This window comes from Rhizobium sp. LjRoot98, from assembly GCF_964252935.1.
Taxonomy (GTDB): domain Bacteria; phylum Pseudomonadota; class Alphaproteobacteria; order Rhizobiales; family Rhizobiaceae; genus Pararhizobium.
Window position 1 is genome coordinate 1,219,881 of the sequence record NZ_CAXUPW020000001.1, and the last position, 16,247, is coordinate 1,236,127.

Sequence of the window (16,247 nt, forward strand, 5' to 3'; positions counted from 1 at the left end):
GGAGGGTGGGCCAAAGGGCCGGGAGGGGTTTTCGCCACGTGGCAGGAAGCCCCTCCCCAACCCCTCCCCACAAGGGGGAGGGGCTTACCCAGCCGGATCGCCCTCAATTTCAGGCGGCGGCATCGAGCGAAGCCAAGATTTCAAGGGAGAGGAATTCCCACATGACCACCTACACCAATTTCACTATCGAGACCGACGCTGACGGCATTGCGCTCATCACCTGGGACATGCCCGGCAAGTCGATGAACGTCTTCACCGTCGAGGTGATGAAGGAACTCGACGCCATCGTTGACCAGACCGTGGCCGACGAAGCCGTCAAGGGCGTCGTCTTCACGTCCGGCAAGTCCAGCTTCTCCGGCGGCGCCGATCTGTCGATGATCAAGGGCATGTTCACGTTCCAGCAGGAACAGAAAAAGATCGATCCGGACAACGCCGCGCAGAAGCTGTTCGAGCTCACCGGCCAGATGACCGGCCTGTTCCGCAAGCTCGAAACCTCAGGCAAGCCGTGGGTTTCGGCGATCAACGGCACCTGCATAGGCGGCGCATTTGAGTTGTCGCTCGCCTGCCACGGCCGCGTTGCCGCCAATTCCAAGTCGGTGAAGCTGGCTCTGCCCGAGGTCAAGGTCGGCATCTTCCCGGGTGCGGGCGGTACGCAGCGCGTTCCGCGGCTCACCAATGCGCAGGATGCCCTGCAGATGATGACGACCGGTTCATCGCTCACGCCGCAGCGCGCCAAAGCCATGGGCTTGATCCACGAGATCGCCGAACCCGCCGAACTGATCAATACCGCCAAGGCGATGATCAAGAATGGCCTGAAGCCCGTCCAGCCCTGGGATGAAAAGGGCTACAAGGTTCCGGGCGGCGGCATCTGGACACCGGCAGCGGCGCAGCTCTGGCCAGCCGCATCCGCCATCCTGCGCCGCGAAACCTCCGGCAACTATCCGGGCGGCCTTGCCATCCTTAAATGCGTCTACGAAGGCCTGCAGGTTCCCTTCGATACCGGCCTGAAGATCGAGCAGCGCTACTTCACCGAAATCCTGCAGACCACCGAGGCGTTCTCGATGATCCGCTCGCTGTTCGTCTCGATGCAGGAACTCGGCAAGGGCGCCCGCCGCCCCGCCGGCGTGCCGAAGACCGAGCTGAAGCAGATCGGCGTCGTCGGCGCCGGCTTCATGGGCGCGTCGATCGCCTATGTCGCCGCGGCCGCCGGCATCGAAGTCACCCTGATCGATCGTGACATCGAGGCCGCAACCAAGGGCAAGGCCCATTCGGAAGGCCTGGTCAAGGATTCCATTGGTAAGGGACGGCTAACGCAGGACGACGCGGCGGCCCTTCTTTCCCGCATCACGCCGTCGGCCGATTACAACGACCTGAAGGGCATCAAGCTCGTCGTCGAAGCTGTGTTCGAAGACCGCCAGGTCAAGAAGGACGTGATCGAGAAAGTCGAGGCCGTCCTGTCCGAAGACGCCATCTTTGCCTCCAACACCTCGACCCTGCCGATCACTGGCCTTGCCAAGAATTCGAAGCGCCCGGCGCAGTTCATCGGCATCCACTTCTTCTCGCCGGTCGAAAAGATGATGCTGACGGAAGTCATCCTCGGCAAGGAAACCGGCGACGCGGCGCTTGCCACCGCGCTCGATTTTGTCGCCGCGATCAAGAAGACGCCGATCGTCGTCAACGACACGCGCGGCTTCTATGTCAACCGTTGCGTCTTCCGCTATATCCACGAAGCCTATGACATGCTGATCGAAGGCGTGCCGGCGGCGATGATTGAAAATGCGGCCAAGATGGCCGGCATGCCGGTCGGACCGCTGTCGCTCAACGACGAAGTGGCGATAGATCTTTCCCAGAAGATCCTGAAAGCCTCGATCGCCGATCTCGGCGAAGGCTCTGTCGATCCGCGCCACATGACGCTGATCAACAAGCTGGTTGACGATCTCGACCGCCGCGGCCGCAAAAATGGCAAGGGCTTCTATGAATATCCGGCCAAGCCGGCGAAGAAGTTCCTGTGGCCCGGCCTCAAGGACCTCTTTGCCCAGAAGCCGGCGGAAAGCTTCGACGTCGAAACGATCAAGCAGCGCTTCCTCGTCACCATCGCGCTCGAAGCCGCCCGCACCATCGAAGAAGGCATCGTCACCGACCCGCGCGAAGCCGATGTCGGCTCGATCCTCGGCTTCGGTTTTGCCCCTTATACCGGCGGCACGCTGAGCTATATCGACGGCATGGGCGTGAAAACCTTCGTGGCACTCTGCGAAAAGCTCGCCGCTTCCTACGGCGATCATTTCCAGCCGACGCCGTTGCTCAAGGACATGGCCGCTAAGGGCGAGACCTTCTACGGGCGGTTTGACCCCTATGCAGCGGCCGCCAAGGCTGCCTGACAAGGGACGCTGATATCCGGCGACATTCACAACCAACAGTCAGGCCCTCCGGGGCCTGAAGGCCCCTCGCCGCGCAGACGCGCGGCGGCTGGATGCCTGTGACAAACACAGGCATGACGGAGCTTGGGGGGCCGCACATGCCAGCCAACAAGCCCCGAGGGGCCGGCCTCTGCAAGTGTCTGAAGGCAATGCCCCTAGCCAGACGCCTCCCAAACGATACACTCGCCACCACGCCAACCCGGACCACCCCATGGACGCCTCCCCCCATGCCTTCACCACCCCAGCCGAATGGGACACATGGCTTGCCGCCAACCACGCCCAGTCCACCGGCATCTGGCTACTGATCGCCAAGAAGAACGCCAAAAGGCCGCTGATCACCATCGGCGAGGCGCTGGATGTTGCGCTCTGCTACGGCTGGATCGACAGTCAGCGGAAGGGCTTTGACACAGAATGCTATCTGCAGCGCTATTCGCCGCGGCGGGGCAAAAGCCCGTGGTCGCGGTTGAATGTCGACCGGGTAGCCGCGTTGATCGAGGCCGGGCGGATGCAGGCGGCGGGTCTTGCGGAGGTGGCGGCAGCCAAGGCGGACGGCCGCTGGGTGATGGCCTATGAGCCACAGCGCCATGCCGGGCTGCCGGAGGATTTGGTCGCAGCGCTGAACGGCAATGCGAAAGCCGCTGCCGTATTTGCGGCACTCGACAAGACCGGCCAATACGCGCTGATCCTGCCGCTCCTGAAAGCCACCACGCCAAAAATCCGGCTGGCCCGTCTCGAGAAGGCCATCGCCCGCCTCAGCGGGGATAAATAAAGTCCGCCTTTGCCGTCAAAGGCCGCTGCGCCCGGCATTTCGAATAAAAAACCATCCCCGTTCATCCCCGGCCTGAAAAATGCGGCCATACGTCTTCCCGTCTCAGCCGCCGGAGTGTTTCGCGAGACGGTCGCGGGCAGGTGGAGGCCGGCGCAGCGGATGAAACGGGTACATACAAAAACCGCCGGCAATGCCGGCGGTCGAAGCTTGAAGTCGCGGTGGATGCAGCGCTTAGGCTGTCATGCCCTGGATGGCCGAGACCTGCCAGTCGCCACCGCGCTTGCGCAGGAACGTCCAGAGTTCGACGGTTTCCGTCAGGTTGTCCGGATCGCCCTCGACGACACGGCCGGTGGCGCGGTCGCGCACCACATCGATGCTTTCGTAGCGCATCGCGACGGTCGCGTAGTCATCGCCATCCTCGTTCCAGGCTTCGGCGACGTCGCCCTGCACCAGATGCACGTCGCTGACCTCGTTTTTCAGGCCCTTGGTGGCGTTGTCGCTCAGCTCTTCGGCCAGCCACGACATCGCTTCCGGCGTCGTCAGCTTGCGCAGCGTGGCGTAATCTTCGGCCGCATAGGCAGCCTGAACCTGCTTCAGCATTCCCTCGAACTGGCCGAGATCTTCTTCGCCGATACCGATTTCGTCTGTCGTATCATCGGCCATGCGCGGCTGAGCCGGGCGAGATGCGGCCGTAGCAGCGGCACCGCCACCACCAATCGACGGGATCTTGAAGGACGGCATGCCCGAACCAAAGCCGGAGCCCTGGCCCTGCGTGCCAAAACCCTGCATTGGCGAGGCGCTGGCGCCACGCGGCGCGTAGCCTGCCGGTGCTGCCGTCTGGCGATTGCGGAAGAAGCGCAAGGCGAGCATCACGGCGCCGCCGATCAGAGCGATCTGCAAGAGCATGCCAAGCATGCCGGCCATGCCGCCGAAACCATTGCCCATCATCATGCCGATCAGGCCGCCGAGGGCGAGACCACCGATCATGGAGCCTGCGAAGCCACCAAAGAAGCCGCCCGGACGCTGGGCGCCGGGACGGGCCGCCTGGCCCATGTTCTGCTGGCCGGCCGCACCTGGCGTCGTCGCCTGGCTCTGCGGGGTCATCGTGCGGTTGATCGGCGTCGCATCCGCCGGCGCCGTGCGGGTGACGGGCGGTGCCGAGAATGTGCGGGTACCGCGGCTGCCGAAGCTGCTGCCACCACGCCGCGCCTCGGCCAGATCGACCACCGTCAGCATCACCATGGAAGCGACCGCAACGGTCGCAAGAACGCGTCCAACTCTAAACATGAAACCCAATCCTGTTGTTTCTCCCGGCCCGCAAGCGCGCGCCTCTTGGCAAACATATGGGGGAAATGGCTGGCGAATTGAAGGCTTTTGGGCCGCAGTTCACCGTAAAGCGGGCGTGGAAGACGGGTGAAATCGGAGAAAAAAGCGCCCACGATTATCCCCGCAGCTTGAAACAGAGGAAATAATGCCAAGGAAAAAGGCGGCACTCCCGCCGCCTCTACGTGTTTGTTTTTGTTGGCGGCCTTAACCGATAAACGTGTCGTAAAGCAGCTTGAGATTGAGCACGACGATGATCGAGGCGACGATCCAGGCAAGGGCGGCAACATATTTCGGGATGACGAAAGTGCCCATCTTCTTTTTGTCGGAAACGAAGCGGACCAGCGGAATGACCGCGAACGGCAGCTGCATCGACAGGATGACCTGGGAGAACACCAGGAGTTCCGCCGTACCCTTTTCACCATAGATCCAGGTGACGACGACAACCGGAATGATGGCGATACCACGGGTAATCAGGCGTCTCGCCCATTGCGGAATGCGCAGCCGCAGGAAACCTTCCATGACGATCTGGCCGGCCAGCGTCGCCGTCACCGTCGAGTTGAGGCCAGAGGCCAGCAGCGCCACGGCGAAGAGTGTCGAAGCGATACCAAGACCAAGCAGCGGCGACAGGAGTTCGTAGGCCTGGCCGATTTCAGCCACGTCGGTACGGCCGTTGGCATGGAAGACCGAAGCGGCAATGATCAGGATGGCGGCATTGATGAACAGCGCCAGCATCAGGGCAATCGTGCTGTCGGCCGTCGCCCATTTGATCGCATCACGCTTGCCCTCATCGGTGCGCTTGTAGTTGCGGGTCTGGACGATCGAAGAGTGGAGATAAAGGTTATGCGGCATGACGGTGGCGCCGATAATGCCGATGGCGATGTAGAGCATGGCCGGGTTGGTGACGACTTCCCTCGATGGCAGGAAGCCGGAGAGAACGGCAGCCACCGGCGGCGCGGCGGCGGCGATCTGGACGAGGAAGCAGCCGGCGATGACGATCAGAAGCGCGATGACGAAGGCCTCGAGGTAACGGAAGCCCCTGTTCATCAGAAGCAGAAGAAGGAAAGCGTCCGCCGCGGTAATCAGCGCGCCGCCGATCAGCGGGATGCCGAACAGAAGTTGCAGCGCGATCGCCGTACCGATTACTTCGGCAAGGTCACAGGCGATGATTGCCGCCTCGCAGGCAAGCCAGAGCATGAAGTTGACCGGCCTGGAATAGGTCGCCCGGCAGGCCTGGGCGAGATCGCGGCCGGTGGCGATGCCAAGACGGGCGGCCAGCGCCTGCAAAAGGATCGCCATCAGGTTGGAGAGCAGAATGACCGTCAGCAGCGTATAGCCGAACTGCGAGCCACCAGCGATATCGGTCGCCCAGTTGCCGGGATCCATATAGCCGACAGACACCATGTAGCCCGGCCCCATGAAGGCGAGCAGACGCCGGAACCAGAGGCCGCCGGATGGTACGGGAATGCTGGCGTTGACCTCGGGGAGACTTGGCCGCGCGTCCTCCTTCGGACTGGAAAAGGTCCAGCTCTCCTGCGGTGGAAGGACGGCTTCGGAATTGGACATGCACGGTCTCCGGATACGGAATGGGCTCTGTTACCCAAAAACTATGCCAGGGCAAAACATTATGCAATATGCTATATTTTATCGTTTTAGCTTTTTTCAGCAAATGGGAAGACACGCCGGGCGGCAATGTGGAGGACGGGATAAATCATTATGAAAAATCCAAGCGCGTGATATGAAACGCCAAAAGCATCAATGAAAAAACCTGAGAGGACATCGCCCCTTGCCGCGCCGCCCTGTCCCCCGCACGGACCCGCTCCCAGACGCGGACATTCATTCCGAGGGTTTCCGGCAGACCCGCGAGGCACGGCGCGGTGCGTTGATCGAGGATTATGTCGAGCTGATCGCCGATCTGATCGAGGATGGCAATGAGGCGCGCCAAGTGGATATCGCCGCCCGTCTCGGCGTCGCTCAGCCGACGGTTGCCAAGATGTTGGCCCGGCTTGCTGCCGAAGGACTGGTGTCACGCAAACCCTATCGTGGCGTATTCCTGACCGAGGCCGGCCAGAAGATGGCGCTTGAAAGCCGGGCGCGCCACCAGACGGTTGAAGCCTTCCTGCGCTGCCTTGGCGTTAGCCCGGAAACCGCCCGCATCGATGCCGAGGGTATTGAACATCATGTCAGCGTCGAGACGCTCGAGGCCTTCCGCCGGTTCATCGGCAAGAAGACCTAGCCGGCCCGCAGCCGGCGGCTGAAACGTTCGCCCAGAATGATGATCATGCCGGCGGAAAAGATCAGCGCCGCGCCGGCGAACACCTGGGTTGCAGGAATATCCCCCCAGATCAGGAAGCCGAGCCCGAAGGCCCAGATCAGCGAGGAATATTCGAACGGCGCCAGCATTGAGACCGGCGCGCGGCGCATACCTTCGAACAGCGCATATTGCGCAATACCGGCAATCAGCCCGGTTCCCACCATCAGCCCGACATCGAGAAGACTTGGCGGAACCCAGGTGACGATGACGGCAATGCCGGTGAACAGGATGAAGAAGCCGCTCGACAGCGTCATCTGCACCAGCGTCACCTCCTGCATCGCGGTCTTGCGCAAGAGTACCGTCGAAAACGCCCAGAACACCGCGGCCTGCAGCGCCAGCCAGACAGGCAAGGACAGTTTCATGGCCGACCCGAATGGGTCGGTCGCCACCAGCACACCGATGAAACCAACGACGACCGCGATCCAGCGTAAGGGCGGGACATCTTCCTTGAGGATCGGCACGGCGAGAATGGTGATCAGGATTGGTGCCGCGTAATAGAGCGTCGTCAACTCGGCCAGTCCGAGATCGCGGGCGGCGGTATAATAGGACAGCCAGGCGGCGAGCAACAACAGGTTGCGCAGGATCATCGGCTTCAGGACCGGCGAACGCAGCGAGCGGACAAGCAGCGGTCCGCGGCCGATGGCAGCACAGATCGCAAAGATCGTCACGCTGCGCACGAACAGGATCTGCCAGACCGGCAGCGCCACCACCAGCCATTTGACCGAAGCGTCCTGCAGCGTGAACAGGAAATAGGAAAAGATCGTCAGCAGAATGCCTGAAAGCACGGAGGTATTCACGGAGGGCTCCCGAAGGCGCTGCGCAAATCGCGCGCGCGATCTGTGATATCGCGAGGCCAGCGTGCACGGAAGAGGCATGACAGCGCGATGTGTGGCGAAAAATGGGGGCGCGGCAAGAAATACCGCCTGACGATCAGCCTTTCCGGTTGCCGGGATTTAGCTCACAACGGCTCAAGTCAGAGCCCGATCACCGACAACATGACGAATGTGGCGAACAGGACGAAATGGGTCATGCCCTCGATGGCATTGGTTTCGCCGTCATTGAGGTTGATGGCAGCAACGATCAGGGTAATCGTCACCATCACCGTCTGCACCGGCGTCATCGCCATGATGAAGGGCTGGCCGGTATAGAGCGCGATCGCCTCCATCACCGGCACCGTCAGGATGACGGTCGACAACGATGCGCCAAGCGCGATGTTGACGACGGCTTGCATCCGGTTGGCAAGGGCCGCGCGCATCGCCGTCATGATTTCCGGCGAGGCGGAAATGGCCGCAACGACGATCGCCGCCAGGACCGGCGGGGCACCGGTTCCCTTGAGCCCGGCCGTCAGCAGCCCCGACATGACTTCGGCAAGCGCGCCGATGATGACGATACCGACGACCAAGATGGCAATCGAAACCGCCACCGGCTCATCCTCGGACGAGTGCTTTTCACCGCCCTCGCGCTTGGGGTAGCTGTAGCTGAAGAAATAGCTGTGCACCCCAACCTGCATTTTCAGGAAGACAGCGTAAAGTGTCACCATCGCCACAATGGTGAAGGCCGAATAGAGGTGCCATTTGGCTTCAGGAACGAATTCCGGCACCACCATCGAAATGCCCATCGCGGTCAGGATCATCACGCTATAGGTCCGGCTGGAGTCGTCGTTATAAGATTGCTCGCCGTGCTTCAGGCCGCCCAGTAGTGCTGCCAGCCCGAGAATACCGTTGATATCGAGCATGACGGCGGCATAGATCGTATCGCGCACCAGGGTTGGCGAGATCTCTTCGCCGCTCATCATGATCGCCAGGATGATGACTTCGACGAGCACCGCCGACAAGGTCAGGATCATCGTGCCGTAGGGATCGCCGACCTTGGCAGCCAGCACTTCGGCATGATGGGCGACCCGTAATGAAGCGAGCACGATGGCAAAGACCAGAACGGCTGCACCGGCAAGAGCCGCCACCTGCCCGTTTTCCAGCAACGCATGTTCGAGCAGGAAGCCGGCAGCCGCCAAAACCAGTGCTGCGCCCAAGAGGATTTCGGACTTCAAAATCGAGAACAAATGCTGCGCCTCGCAACCAGCGGGATGGGTCCACTGGAGTATAGGCGGCATGCGGCGTATTTCAATTGGACCGTGCCCCTGATTGCGCCGCGAAAGAGGCAGGATTATTTTCCTTTACTGCTTTACTCAACGTCACATTTTGACTATTCTGCACAGACACCCAATCAAGACAGCAAGAAGCCAGAACACACAGGAAAGCGTCACGCTTCACCGCTTGCAGGATGCGCAACGATGTTTTCACATGACCGGATCTGGAGTGCGATCGATGCGCTCGCCGAACGGCACCAGCTGTCCCCTTCGGGCCTTGCCCGGCGGGCTGGGCTCGATCCGACCTCTTTCAACAAGTCCAAGCGCCATTCGGCCGATGGGCGCGAGCGCTGGCCCTCGACGGAATCGATCGCCAAGGTGCTTGACGCGACTGGCTCGACGATCAACCAGTTCATGGACTTCCTGCGGCCGGGACCTGCATCCGGAGCCGTGCCGGAGGGTGCTTTTCCGCCGCAGGCCGGCTCTATTCCGCTGCTCGGCTTTGCGCAGGCTGGGGCCGGCGGTTTCTTCGACGATGGCGGCTTTCCGGCAGGCCAGGGTTGGGATGTCGTCGAATTTCCGGCAGCTCCCGGCACGAAGGCTGGCGTCTATGCACTGGAAATCCAGGGCGACAGCATGTTGCCGCTCTATCGCGACGGCGATGTGCTGATCGTCGAACCCGGCGCACAGATTCGCCGCGGTGACCGCGTGGTGGTCAAGACCACCGAGGGCGAAGTGATGGCCAAGGTGCTGGTACGCCAGACCCCGCGCAGCATCGAGCTGCTCTCGCTCAATCCCGAACACCCCAACCGCACATTCGAACTCAGCGACGTCGAGTGGATCGCCCGCATCATCTGGGCCAGCCAATAGGACAGTTTTCCTGATGAAGCGGCATCTGCTCACCATTGGCGGCGGCTTGGCCGGAATTGCTCTGACCGTAGCGCTTCTGCAGGCAGGCGCGTCGGTCATCCAGGGGCGGCAGGACGCCCAAACCTCGGATTTCACGCTCGAAACACCTGACATTGCCGATGTGCCCGATCTGGCCGACGGAGGAATGGATCCCGCCAAAACCACGGCCGGCGAGGACACGCCAGTGCTTGCTGCACCCGCCGACCCTGCGCACGAAGATCCCGCAACCACTGTTTCCACCGGCAACGCGCTGCCCCAGGCAGAGGACAAAACCGTGCGCGATATCGCGCCGGAACAGTTCGGACTGCCGGACGAAGTACCAGCAAAACCGCTGGAGCGTATCGAGCCGCGCACGCCGCTGTCGCAACCTCTTGCCCGGCCGGAGCCGGTTCCCGCCGTCCTGCGTCATCCGGTTGCGCTGTCCGCTGGCCTTATCCAGTTCGGCGACCGGTTGCTGCAACTTGAGGGGATCGAGCCGGAAAAGGCGGATCGCATCTGCGGCGAAACAGGCAAGACATGGCCCTGCGGCATGGTGGCCCAAACCGCCTTCCGCAATTTCCTGCGGGCGCGCGCACTTTTATGCACCGTGCCGAAAAATGGCTGGCAGGGAACACTGACCACCGCCTGCAGCGTCAACAACATCGACCCCGCTGGCTGGCTTGCCGAAAACGGCTGGGCGGACGCGGCCGCAGGATCGCCGCTCGCCGGCAAAGTGGCCACCGCCCGCCAGTCCCGTCTCGGCTTTTTCGGCGATGATCCACGCGATTTGAACACCGCGCCCGCGCCGCGGGAGGAGACGCTGCACCCGGGGGATGCGGAGACCGGCGTTGATATGACCGGTGAGGGCTTGTAGACGGCTGCAATGGTTCATACCTCACAGAACCGGTACAGCAACACGGATATCCCATGCCCAATACCATGAGCCATCACGAAGCCCTTATCTACGTCATGGTGATGATGTCGGCCGTCGACACGGCCATGACCGATACGGAACTGGAACGTATCGGCAGACTGACCAGTTTCCTGCCGGTCTTTGACGGTTTCGACCATGACCACCTGATGCATGCCGCACGCGAATGCACTGCCCTTCTCGACGGCCCGGAGGGGTTGGACATTGCACTCGAAGTCGTGCGCGAAGCCCTTCCCGCGCGCCTCTACGACACGGCTTACGCGCTGGCAGTCGAGATTGCCGCCGCTGACCTTTCGATCGTCCAGGAGGAAATCCGGCTGCTGCAATTGCTGCGTGACCGGCTGGGACTGGACAAACTGACCTGCGCTGCCATCGAGCGCGGCGCCATGGCCCGCTTCCGCAAGTGAAAGAAAGCGGATTTCCGCTTCACGCCAAAGTGCATTCATCTTGATCACCGCGCCGATAGAATGGCTGCCGGCGAGACAAGGATGGGAGAGGTATGACGGTACAGATATTCGGCATCGGCGAACCGGCCTGGCGCCTGGCCTTCTTTGCCGCAATCTTCCTGTCGCTTGCCGCACTCGAATTGGCTCACCCCCGGCTGGAGCGCCCGGAACTGATGCGGGCGCTGAAAGCGCGGCGGTGGTTTACCAACCTGTCCATCCTCGTCCTGTCGTCGCTGATGTTGCGGCTGATCTTTCCGGCTGCGGCCACCGGGATCGCCCTGTTCGCAGACGCGCACGGATACGGACTTTTACCGATGCTCGGGCTGCCACCCTTCGTCAGCGGTGTTTTGGCCTTCATCATTCTCGATTTCGCCATCTGGCTGGAGCATGTGATCTTTCACAAGGTGCCGCTGTTCTGGCGCATTCACCGGGTTCACCATGCCGACACCGGGCTGGACCTGACAACGGCGCTGCGCTTCCATCCGCTGGAAATCCTCTTGTCGGTGCTGTGGAAATCGGCCGTCATCGTTTCGATCGGCGCGCCGCCCGTCAGCGTCCTGATCTTCGAAATCGTCCTGAATGGCGCAGCCATGTTCAACCACGCCAATCTGAAACTTCCCGCCCGCGCCGATCTTGTGTTGCGCCGCCTGATCGTCACGCCGGACATGCATAGCATCCATCACTCCACCGATCCGGACGAGACCGACACGAACTACGGTTTCAACCTTTCCGTCTGGGACCGGCTGTTTTCAACCTACCGGGAACGCTCGAAATGCCCGCCGGACACCATGGAGATCGGGCTTGCCCAGTATCCCGGCGCTTCGCCTGCACGGCTCGTCTGGTCGCTGCTGCTGCCGTTCCGAAAGCTGGAATGACAGCCGTTCAATAGATTCCGGCCGGAAAATAGCGCAGGTAGATCTCGTTCAGCCGGCCCTTGCGGGACAGCTCCAGCAGCGCGTGGTCGATCGCCTGCGTCAGTGCGGAATCTCCCTTGCGGTTCATGATCGCCAATCCCTCGCCCAGGAAGCGTTGCGAGAAATAGGCGCCGTCGATCAGCGCGCAGCAACCGGCGGCATCGCTGCCGGCCGTCCAGAAGGATAATTGCATGCCGTCTGAAAACACTGCGGCGACGCTTCCCTGCTTCAAAGCGGCCAGCATTGTGTCTCGGCTCGGGAACGGCCGCACATCGAGTTTCGGAAAGAATGCCTTGAGCATGGCCTCATGCGTGGTTCCCGACACGGTTCCAACCGGTTTTCCCGCCAGCCCTGCCACCGAAAGATTGCTTCCCATCACCTGACGGTTGGCCGCAAAGCGGGCCGGAAGTTGCATGAATGCGCGCGAAAAGGCGAACCGTTGCCGCAGTTCCGCGCTGGTACCAATCCCGGCGATCACAGCTTCCCCTTGTCCGCCCTCAAGCGCTGGCAGCAACTCCGCGAAGGTCACGGCCTGGATCTGGCACTTGGCGTCGATTTCCAGTTCGCGGCAGATTTCGCGGACCAGATCAACATGGAAACCGGCAAGTTTGCCGGACTGGTCGATGAAGTTGAACGGCGGAAAATCGACAGTGGTCAGGAACCGCAGGCGCGCCAGGCCACTCAGGTCCGGCTTCGCGATCCGCTCCCGCGCGTCGAACAACAGCGGCAGATCGTTAACCCCCTCCGCCGCACGGGGTGCAGCCGGAAAAGTTGCAACCAGCAACACGCACAGCGAGAAAATCCCGTAAAATTTTAGAGATGCACGGAAAGCGCGTAACATTATGATCATTCCCGGGACAAGATAGGGGGTTTGCCGCGTCACGCGGCAATGGGGTTTTCATGCGTCTGGAAGAATATCCGGACAATTCCGGAATGGCTACCGCGAATGAACCGCCGGCCGGGCGATCGCAGCCTGATACCGCCGTGGGAGGATTCGCGCCTGCATTGAAGCACGAGGGACGGCTGCTACTTCAAATGGGTATCGGCAAACCTTCGATTGCGCGGGCCATGCAGCTTGCGCAGGCGCATGGAACGACCGTCGAAGACGAATTGCTCGCATCCGGCGAGATCGACGAGACACTCTATTTCGAGGCACTGGCGGAAACACTGGGGCTTGATTTCCTGCCCGTGATCGATCCCGGCCGTGTTCAGGACGTAGAGGGGCTCGATACCCAGCTCACGCGGCCGGAAATAATCCGGGTCCATCATGCGAGCCGTCCACCGGTCACCGTCATCGTTCCTTCGTTAAACCGCATTGCCGGGCTTGCATCCCTTTTACAGCGCATGCCGCAGCTTCGCCCGTCACTCGCCGCCTCCACGCCATCAACGGTGCGTGACACCGCCTGGCGGGCCGGACGCCAACGGCGCGTTTCGGCGGTGACGCGTGCGCTCTTCGAGACCGTACCACTCCACAGTGCCCGCATCACCTTCTGGGGCAAACAGGGTTTTTATGCCGGGATTGCGCTGTGCACCATGGCCGTAGCCGCAGTCGTTATTCCGCTCGTCAGCATGCTGATCCTGCATATCGTGCTGACGCTGTTCTACCTTGCCAATTTCCTGGTGCGGCTTTACGCACTCGGCTTCGCCCTGCTGCAGACGCGCGGAGAGCAACAACAACACGCACCAGACACCCCCGGGCCGCTGCCGGTCTATTCGGTGCTTGTCGCGCTCTACAGAGAAGAGAGCGTCGTAGCGCAACTTGTCCAGGCGCTCGACCAGCTCGACTGGCCACGCTCGCGCCTCGACATAAAGCTGATCTGCGAGGAGGACGATATCGCAACCATCGCCGCGCTCAGGGCTTTGCGGCTGGCGCGCGAATACGAGATCGTTCTGGTACCTGTCCACATGCCCCGCACCAAGCCGAAGGCCTTGGCCTATGCGCTTCCCGGCGTTCGCGGCACCTATGTGACCGTCTATGATGCCGAAGACCGGCCGCATCCCGGCCAGTTGCGCGAGGCTCATGCGGCCTTTACGGCGGCACCGCCGCAGGTCATTTGCCTGCAGGCGCCGCTGATCATCACCAATGCGCGGCAATCCTGGTGGAGCGCGTTGTTTGCCCTGGAATATGCCGGACTGTTTCGTGGTCTTTTGCCGATGCTGTCCCTGACCGGCCTGCCCTTGCCGCTTGGCGGAACGTCCAATCATTTTCGCACAATGGAGCTGAAACAGGTCGGCGGTTGGGACCCTTACAACATGACAGAGGATGCCGATCTGGGGCTGCGGCTGTACCGGCTTGGCTATCGCTCGCGCGTCATCTTCAAGCCGACGCTTGAAGAAGCGCCGGTCTCGCGGTCCGTCTGGCTTGGCCAACGCACCCGCTGGTTCAAGGGTTGGCTGCAAACATGGCTGGTGTTGATGCGCAAACCCGGGCAACTGGCGGGTGAGATGGGGTGGCCCGCCTTCATCGTCTTCCAGATCCTGATTGCCGGCCTGCTGCTCTCCGCACTCAGTCATCCCATCATTGTCGGCTTCCTCGCCTATCTGACATGGTTGATATTGGACGATAGGCCCTCCTCGGAAAGCTGGCTGACTTTCTGGCTGTTTACCTGTGATATCATCAATATCTTCGGCAGTTACGCGGTCTTCATCTCACTCGGCCGGAACCGGATGACAGGCCGTGAGAAGCGCGCAGTAGGCTGGCGCTGGATTTTCGTGCCTATCTACTGGCTGGCCATGTCCCTGGCGGCGTGGAAAGCCCTGCTGGAGTTGCGAACCAACCCGTTTTCCTGGAACAAGACACCGCACGTCCCCGTCAGCGGGCACGGCGAGTGTTGACGCTGCTCACTGTTTGGAAGGCGAGCAGGCCGTATGCTTGAAGGGCGTAGAGATTAAGCGCAGCACCACTTGAGAAACAAAGTGGAGCGGGTAGCGGGAATCGAACCCGCACGATCAGCTTGGGAAGCTGACAAGCTACCACTACATCATACCCGCCTTGCGCTGGAGGTTTCCACCAAGCACGGCTGCCTGTCAAGGCGGCAGCCGGTTTTGCGGGCGTCTATTTACTCCGAGCGGAAATGCTTGGAGAGTTTCAGGCCCTGCGCCTGGTAGTTGGAACCAAGTCCGAGACCGTAAAGACCTTCGGGACGCTCCATCATATGTTCATAGACCAGACGGCCGACGATCTGGCCGTGTTCGAGGATGAACGGAACTTCATGGCTGCGGACTTCGAGCACGGCGCGGCTGCCCTTGCCACCCGCCGAGACATGGCCAAAGCCCGGATCGAAGAAACCGGCATAGTGGACGCGGAATTCGCCGACCAGCGGATCGAACGGGGTCATTTCAGCGGCGTAAAGCGGCGGGACGTGCACGGCTTCGCGCGAGACAAGGATATAGAACTCGTCGGGATCGAGGATCAGTTCGTCGCGGCCGCGGCTGTAGAGCGGCTCCCAGAAATCAAAGATGCCGTGCTCGGCCTTCTTGTCGACATCGACAACGGCCGTGTGGTGCTTGCCACGGTAGCCGATCAAGCCGTCGGCGCCGGTGCCTTTCAGATCGATCGACAGCGCGATGCCGGCGCCTGAGACGTTCGGCTTGTCGCTGGCAACGAGGACGTCGCTTTCATGCAGCGCCAGGACTTCCGTTTCGGTGAGCAGCGCATGGCCGACGCGAAAACGGATCTGCGACAGGCGCGAGCCGCGCCGGACGATGACCGGGAACGTCCGCGGGCTGATTTCGAGATAGAGTGGGCCGGAATAGCCGGCCGGGATCTTGTCGAACTCCTGAGCCCGGTCGGTAATGACGCGGGTGAAGATATCGAGGCGGCCGGTCGAACTCTTCGGATTGGCCGAGGCCGACATATCCGGCGACAGGTCGAGGCTTTCCATCAGTGGCACGATGTAGACGCAGCCGGTTTCCAGAACCGCACCTTCGGTAAGGTCAATAACGTGCAGTTTCAGCCGGTCGAGCTTGTCGGCTACCAGATGGCTGGGGCCGGGCATGAAGCTGGCACGGACCCGGAAGGCCTTCGAACCGAGGCGCAGATCGAGGCTGGCCGGCTGGATCTGGTCGGCATCGAGCTTCGCCTCGCTTTTCAACCGCCCCGCATCAAACAGCGCAGCAATGGCGCGATCAGCTAGAATGCCTGTGGCCCTGGTCATTT

General features: G+C 61.6%; 14 protein-coding genes and 1 tRNA gene. 8 read left to right on the forward strand and 7 right to left on the reverse strand.

Annotated elements, in window-relative coordinates; translation table 11 throughout:
* Positions 1-161 precede the first annotated feature (161 nt).
* The gene (locus ACSQ3J_RS06015; RefSeq protein WP_060500597.1) at positions 162-2,378 is read left to right on the forward strand and encodes an FAD-dependent oxidoreductase; all 2,217 of its coding nucleotides are present in this window, start codon (positions 162-164) and stop codon (positions 2,376-2,378) included.
* A 250-nt stretch (positions 2,379-2,628) separates the two neighbouring features.
* Complete coding sequence (locus ACSQ3J_RS06020) at positions 2,629-3,186, forward strand: YdeI/OmpD-associated family protein (RefSeq protein ID WP_060500599.1); 558 nt, start codon at positions 2,629-2,631, stop codon at positions 3,184-3,186.
* A gap of 231 nt (positions 3,187-3,417) precedes the next feature.
* Here the strand turns inward: ACSQ3J_RS06020 and ACSQ3J_RS06025 are convergent, their stop codons facing one another.
* Both ACSQ3J_RS06025 and ACSQ3J_RS06030 read right to left on the reverse strand, forming a co-directional pair.
* Entirely contained in the window at positions 3,418-4,473 is a 1,056-nt protein-coding gene (locus ACSQ3J_RS06025; RefSeq protein WP_060501366.1) for a Tim44 domain-containing protein, read from the reverse strand.
* Between the two features lie 243 nt (positions 4,474-4,716).
* The gene (locus ACSQ3J_RS06030; RefSeq protein WP_060500601.1) at positions 4,717-6,075 is read right to left on the reverse strand and encodes an Nramp family divalent metal transporter; all 1,359 of its coding nucleotides are present in this window, start codon (positions 6,073-6,075) and stop codon (positions 4,717-4,719) included.
* A 220-nt stretch (positions 6,076-6,295) separates the two neighbouring features.
* On the opposite strand from ACSQ3J_RS06030, the gene mntR reads away from it, so the two are divergent.
* The gene (mntR, locus tag ACSQ3J_RS06035; protein ID WP_060500602.1) at positions 6,296-6,745 is read left to right on the forward strand and encodes a manganese-binding transcriptional regulator MntR; all 450 of its coding nucleotides are present in this window, start codon (positions 6,296-6,298) and stop codon (positions 6,743-6,745) included.
* On the opposite strand, the gene ACSQ3J_RS06040 is transcribed toward mntR, so the two are convergent.
* Both ACSQ3J_RS06040 and ACSQ3J_RS06045 read right to left on the reverse strand, forming a co-directional pair.
* Positions 6,742-7,620 carry a DMT family transporter gene (locus ACSQ3J_RS06040; protein ID WP_060500604.1) on the reverse strand — a complete coding sequence of 293 codons (879 nt, stop codon included), beginning with the start codon at positions 7,618-7,620 and terminating at the stop codon, positions 6,742-6,744. The genes mntR and ACSQ3J_RS06040 overlap by 4 nt on opposite strands.
* Before the next feature lie 176 nt (positions 7,621-7,796).
* Positions 7,797-8,933, reverse strand: a complete 1,137-nt coding sequence (locus ACSQ3J_RS06045) for a calcium:proton antiporter (RefSeq protein WP_162246309.1) — start codon at positions 8,931-8,933, stop codon at positions 7,797-7,799.
* 180 nt (positions 8,934-9,113) lie between these two features.
* On the opposite strand from ACSQ3J_RS06045, the gene ACSQ3J_RS06050 reads away from it, so the two are divergent.
* The 4 genes from ACSQ3J_RS06050 to ACSQ3J_RS06065 all read left to right on the forward strand — a co-directional run bounded on the left by ACSQ3J_RS06050 (position 9,114) and on the right by ACSQ3J_RS06065 (position 12,049).
* On the forward strand, positions 9,114-9,779 hold the full coding sequence (locus ACSQ3J_RS06050) for a S24 family peptidase (protein ID WP_060500606.1): 666 nt from the start codon (positions 9,114-9,116) through the stop codon (positions 9,777-9,779).
* Positions 9,780-9,792: 13 nt separating this feature from the next.
* Positions 9,793-10,671: a thermonuclease family protein gene (locus ACSQ3J_RS06055; RefSeq protein WP_060500608.1), complete on the forward strand. Its 879-nt coding sequence runs from the start codon at positions 9,793-9,795 to the stop codon at positions 10,669-10,671.
* 53 nt (positions 10,672-10,724) lie between these two features.
* Positions 10,725-11,135 (forward strand): tellurite resistance TerB family protein, encoded by a 411-nt coding sequence (locus ACSQ3J_RS06060; protein WP_060500610.1) that lies wholly within the window; start codon positions 10,725-10,727, stop codon positions 11,133-11,135.
* Between the two features lie 92 nt (positions 11,136-11,227).
* A complete protein-coding gene (locus ACSQ3J_RS06065; protein ID WP_060500612.1) occupies positions 11,228-12,049 on the forward strand; it encodes a sterol desaturase family protein in 822 nt (273 codons plus the stop codon).
* Positions 12,050-12,056: 7 nt separating this feature from the next.
* On the opposite strand, the gene ACSQ3J_RS06070 is transcribed toward ACSQ3J_RS06065, so the two are convergent.
* On the reverse strand, positions 12,057-12,929 hold the full coding sequence (locus ACSQ3J_RS06070; protein ID WP_060501369.1) for a transporter substrate-binding domain-containing protein: 873 nt from the start codon (positions 12,927-12,929) through the stop codon (positions 12,057-12,059).
* A 92-nt stretch (positions 12,930-13,021) separates the two neighbouring features.
* On the opposite strand from ACSQ3J_RS06070, the gene ACSQ3J_RS06075 reads away from it, so the two are divergent.
* Entirely contained in the window at positions 13,022-14,923 is a 1,902-nt protein-coding gene (locus ACSQ3J_RS06075) for a glycosyltransferase family 2 protein (protein ID WP_244481790.1), read from the forward strand.
* A gap of 82 nt (positions 14,924-15,005) precedes the next feature.
* Here ACSQ3J_RS06075 and ACSQ3J_RS06080 read toward each other — a convergent pair.
* Positions 15,006-15,079, reverse strand: a tRNA-Gly gene (locus tag ACSQ3J_RS06080).
* A 68-nt stretch (positions 15,080-15,147) separates the two neighbouring features.
* Positions 15,148-16,245, reverse strand: coding sequence for a 2'-deoxycytidine 5'-triphosphate deaminase (locus tag ACSQ3J_RS06085; RefSeq protein WP_060501371.1), 1,098 nt, complete (start codon positions 16,243-16,245; stop codon positions 15,148-15,150).
* Between the last annotated feature and the right edge of the window lie 2 nt (positions 16,246-16,247).

What these genes read in the sequence shown, in the direction of transcription:
- ACSQ3J_RS06015 (WP_060500597.1), top strand. Translation starts at nt 162, where the DNA reads ATGACCACCTACACCAATTTCACTATCGAGACCGACGCTGACGGCATT.
- ACSQ3J_RS06020 (WP_060500599.1), top strand. Translation starts at nt 2,629, where the DNA reads ATGGACGCCTCCCCCCATGCCTTCACCACCCCAGCCGAATGGGACACA.
- ACSQ3J_RS06025 (WP_060501366.1), bottom strand. Translation starts at nt 4,473, where the DNA reads ATGTTTAGAGTTGGACGCGTTCTTGCGACCGTTGCGGTCGCTTCCATG.
- ACSQ3J_RS06030 (WP_060500601.1), bottom strand. Translation starts at nt 6,075, where the DNA reads ATGTCCAATTCCGAAGCCGTCCTTCCACCGCAGGAGAGCTGGACCTTT.
- ACSQ3J_RS06045 (WP_162246309.1), bottom strand. Translation starts at nt 8,933, where the DNA reads ATGCCGCCTATACTCCAGTGGACCCATCCCGCTGGTTGCGAGGCGCAG.
- ACSQ3J_RS06050 (WP_060500606.1), top strand. Translation starts at nt 9,114, where the DNA reads ATGTTTTCACATGACCGGATCTGGAGTGCGATCGATGCGCTCGCCGAA.
- ACSQ3J_RS06055 (WP_060500608.1), top strand. Translation starts at nt 9,793, where the DNA reads ATGAAGCGGCATCTGCTCACCATTGGCGGCGGCTTGGCCGGAATTGCT.
- ACSQ3J_RS06060 (WP_060500610.1), top strand. Translation starts at nt 10,725, where the DNA reads ATGCCCAATACCATGAGCCATCACGAAGCCCTTATCTACGTCATGGTG.
- ACSQ3J_RS06065 (WP_060500612.1), top strand. Translation starts at nt 11,228, where the DNA reads ATGACGGTACAGATATTCGGCATCGGCGAACCGGCCTGGCGCCTGGCC.
- ACSQ3J_RS06070 (WP_060501369.1), bottom strand. Translation starts at nt 12,929, where the DNA reads ATGTTACGCGCTTTCCGTGCATCTCTAAAATTTTACGGGATTTTCTCG.
- ACSQ3J_RS06075 (WP_244481790.1), top strand. Translation starts at nt 13,022, where the DNA reads ATGGCTACCGCGAATGAACCGCCGGCCGGGCGATCGCAGCCTGATACC.
- ACSQ3J_RS06085 (WP_060501371.1), bottom strand. Translation starts at nt 16,245, where the DNA reads ATGACCAGGGCCACAGGCATTCTAGCTGATCGCGCCATTGCTGCGCTG.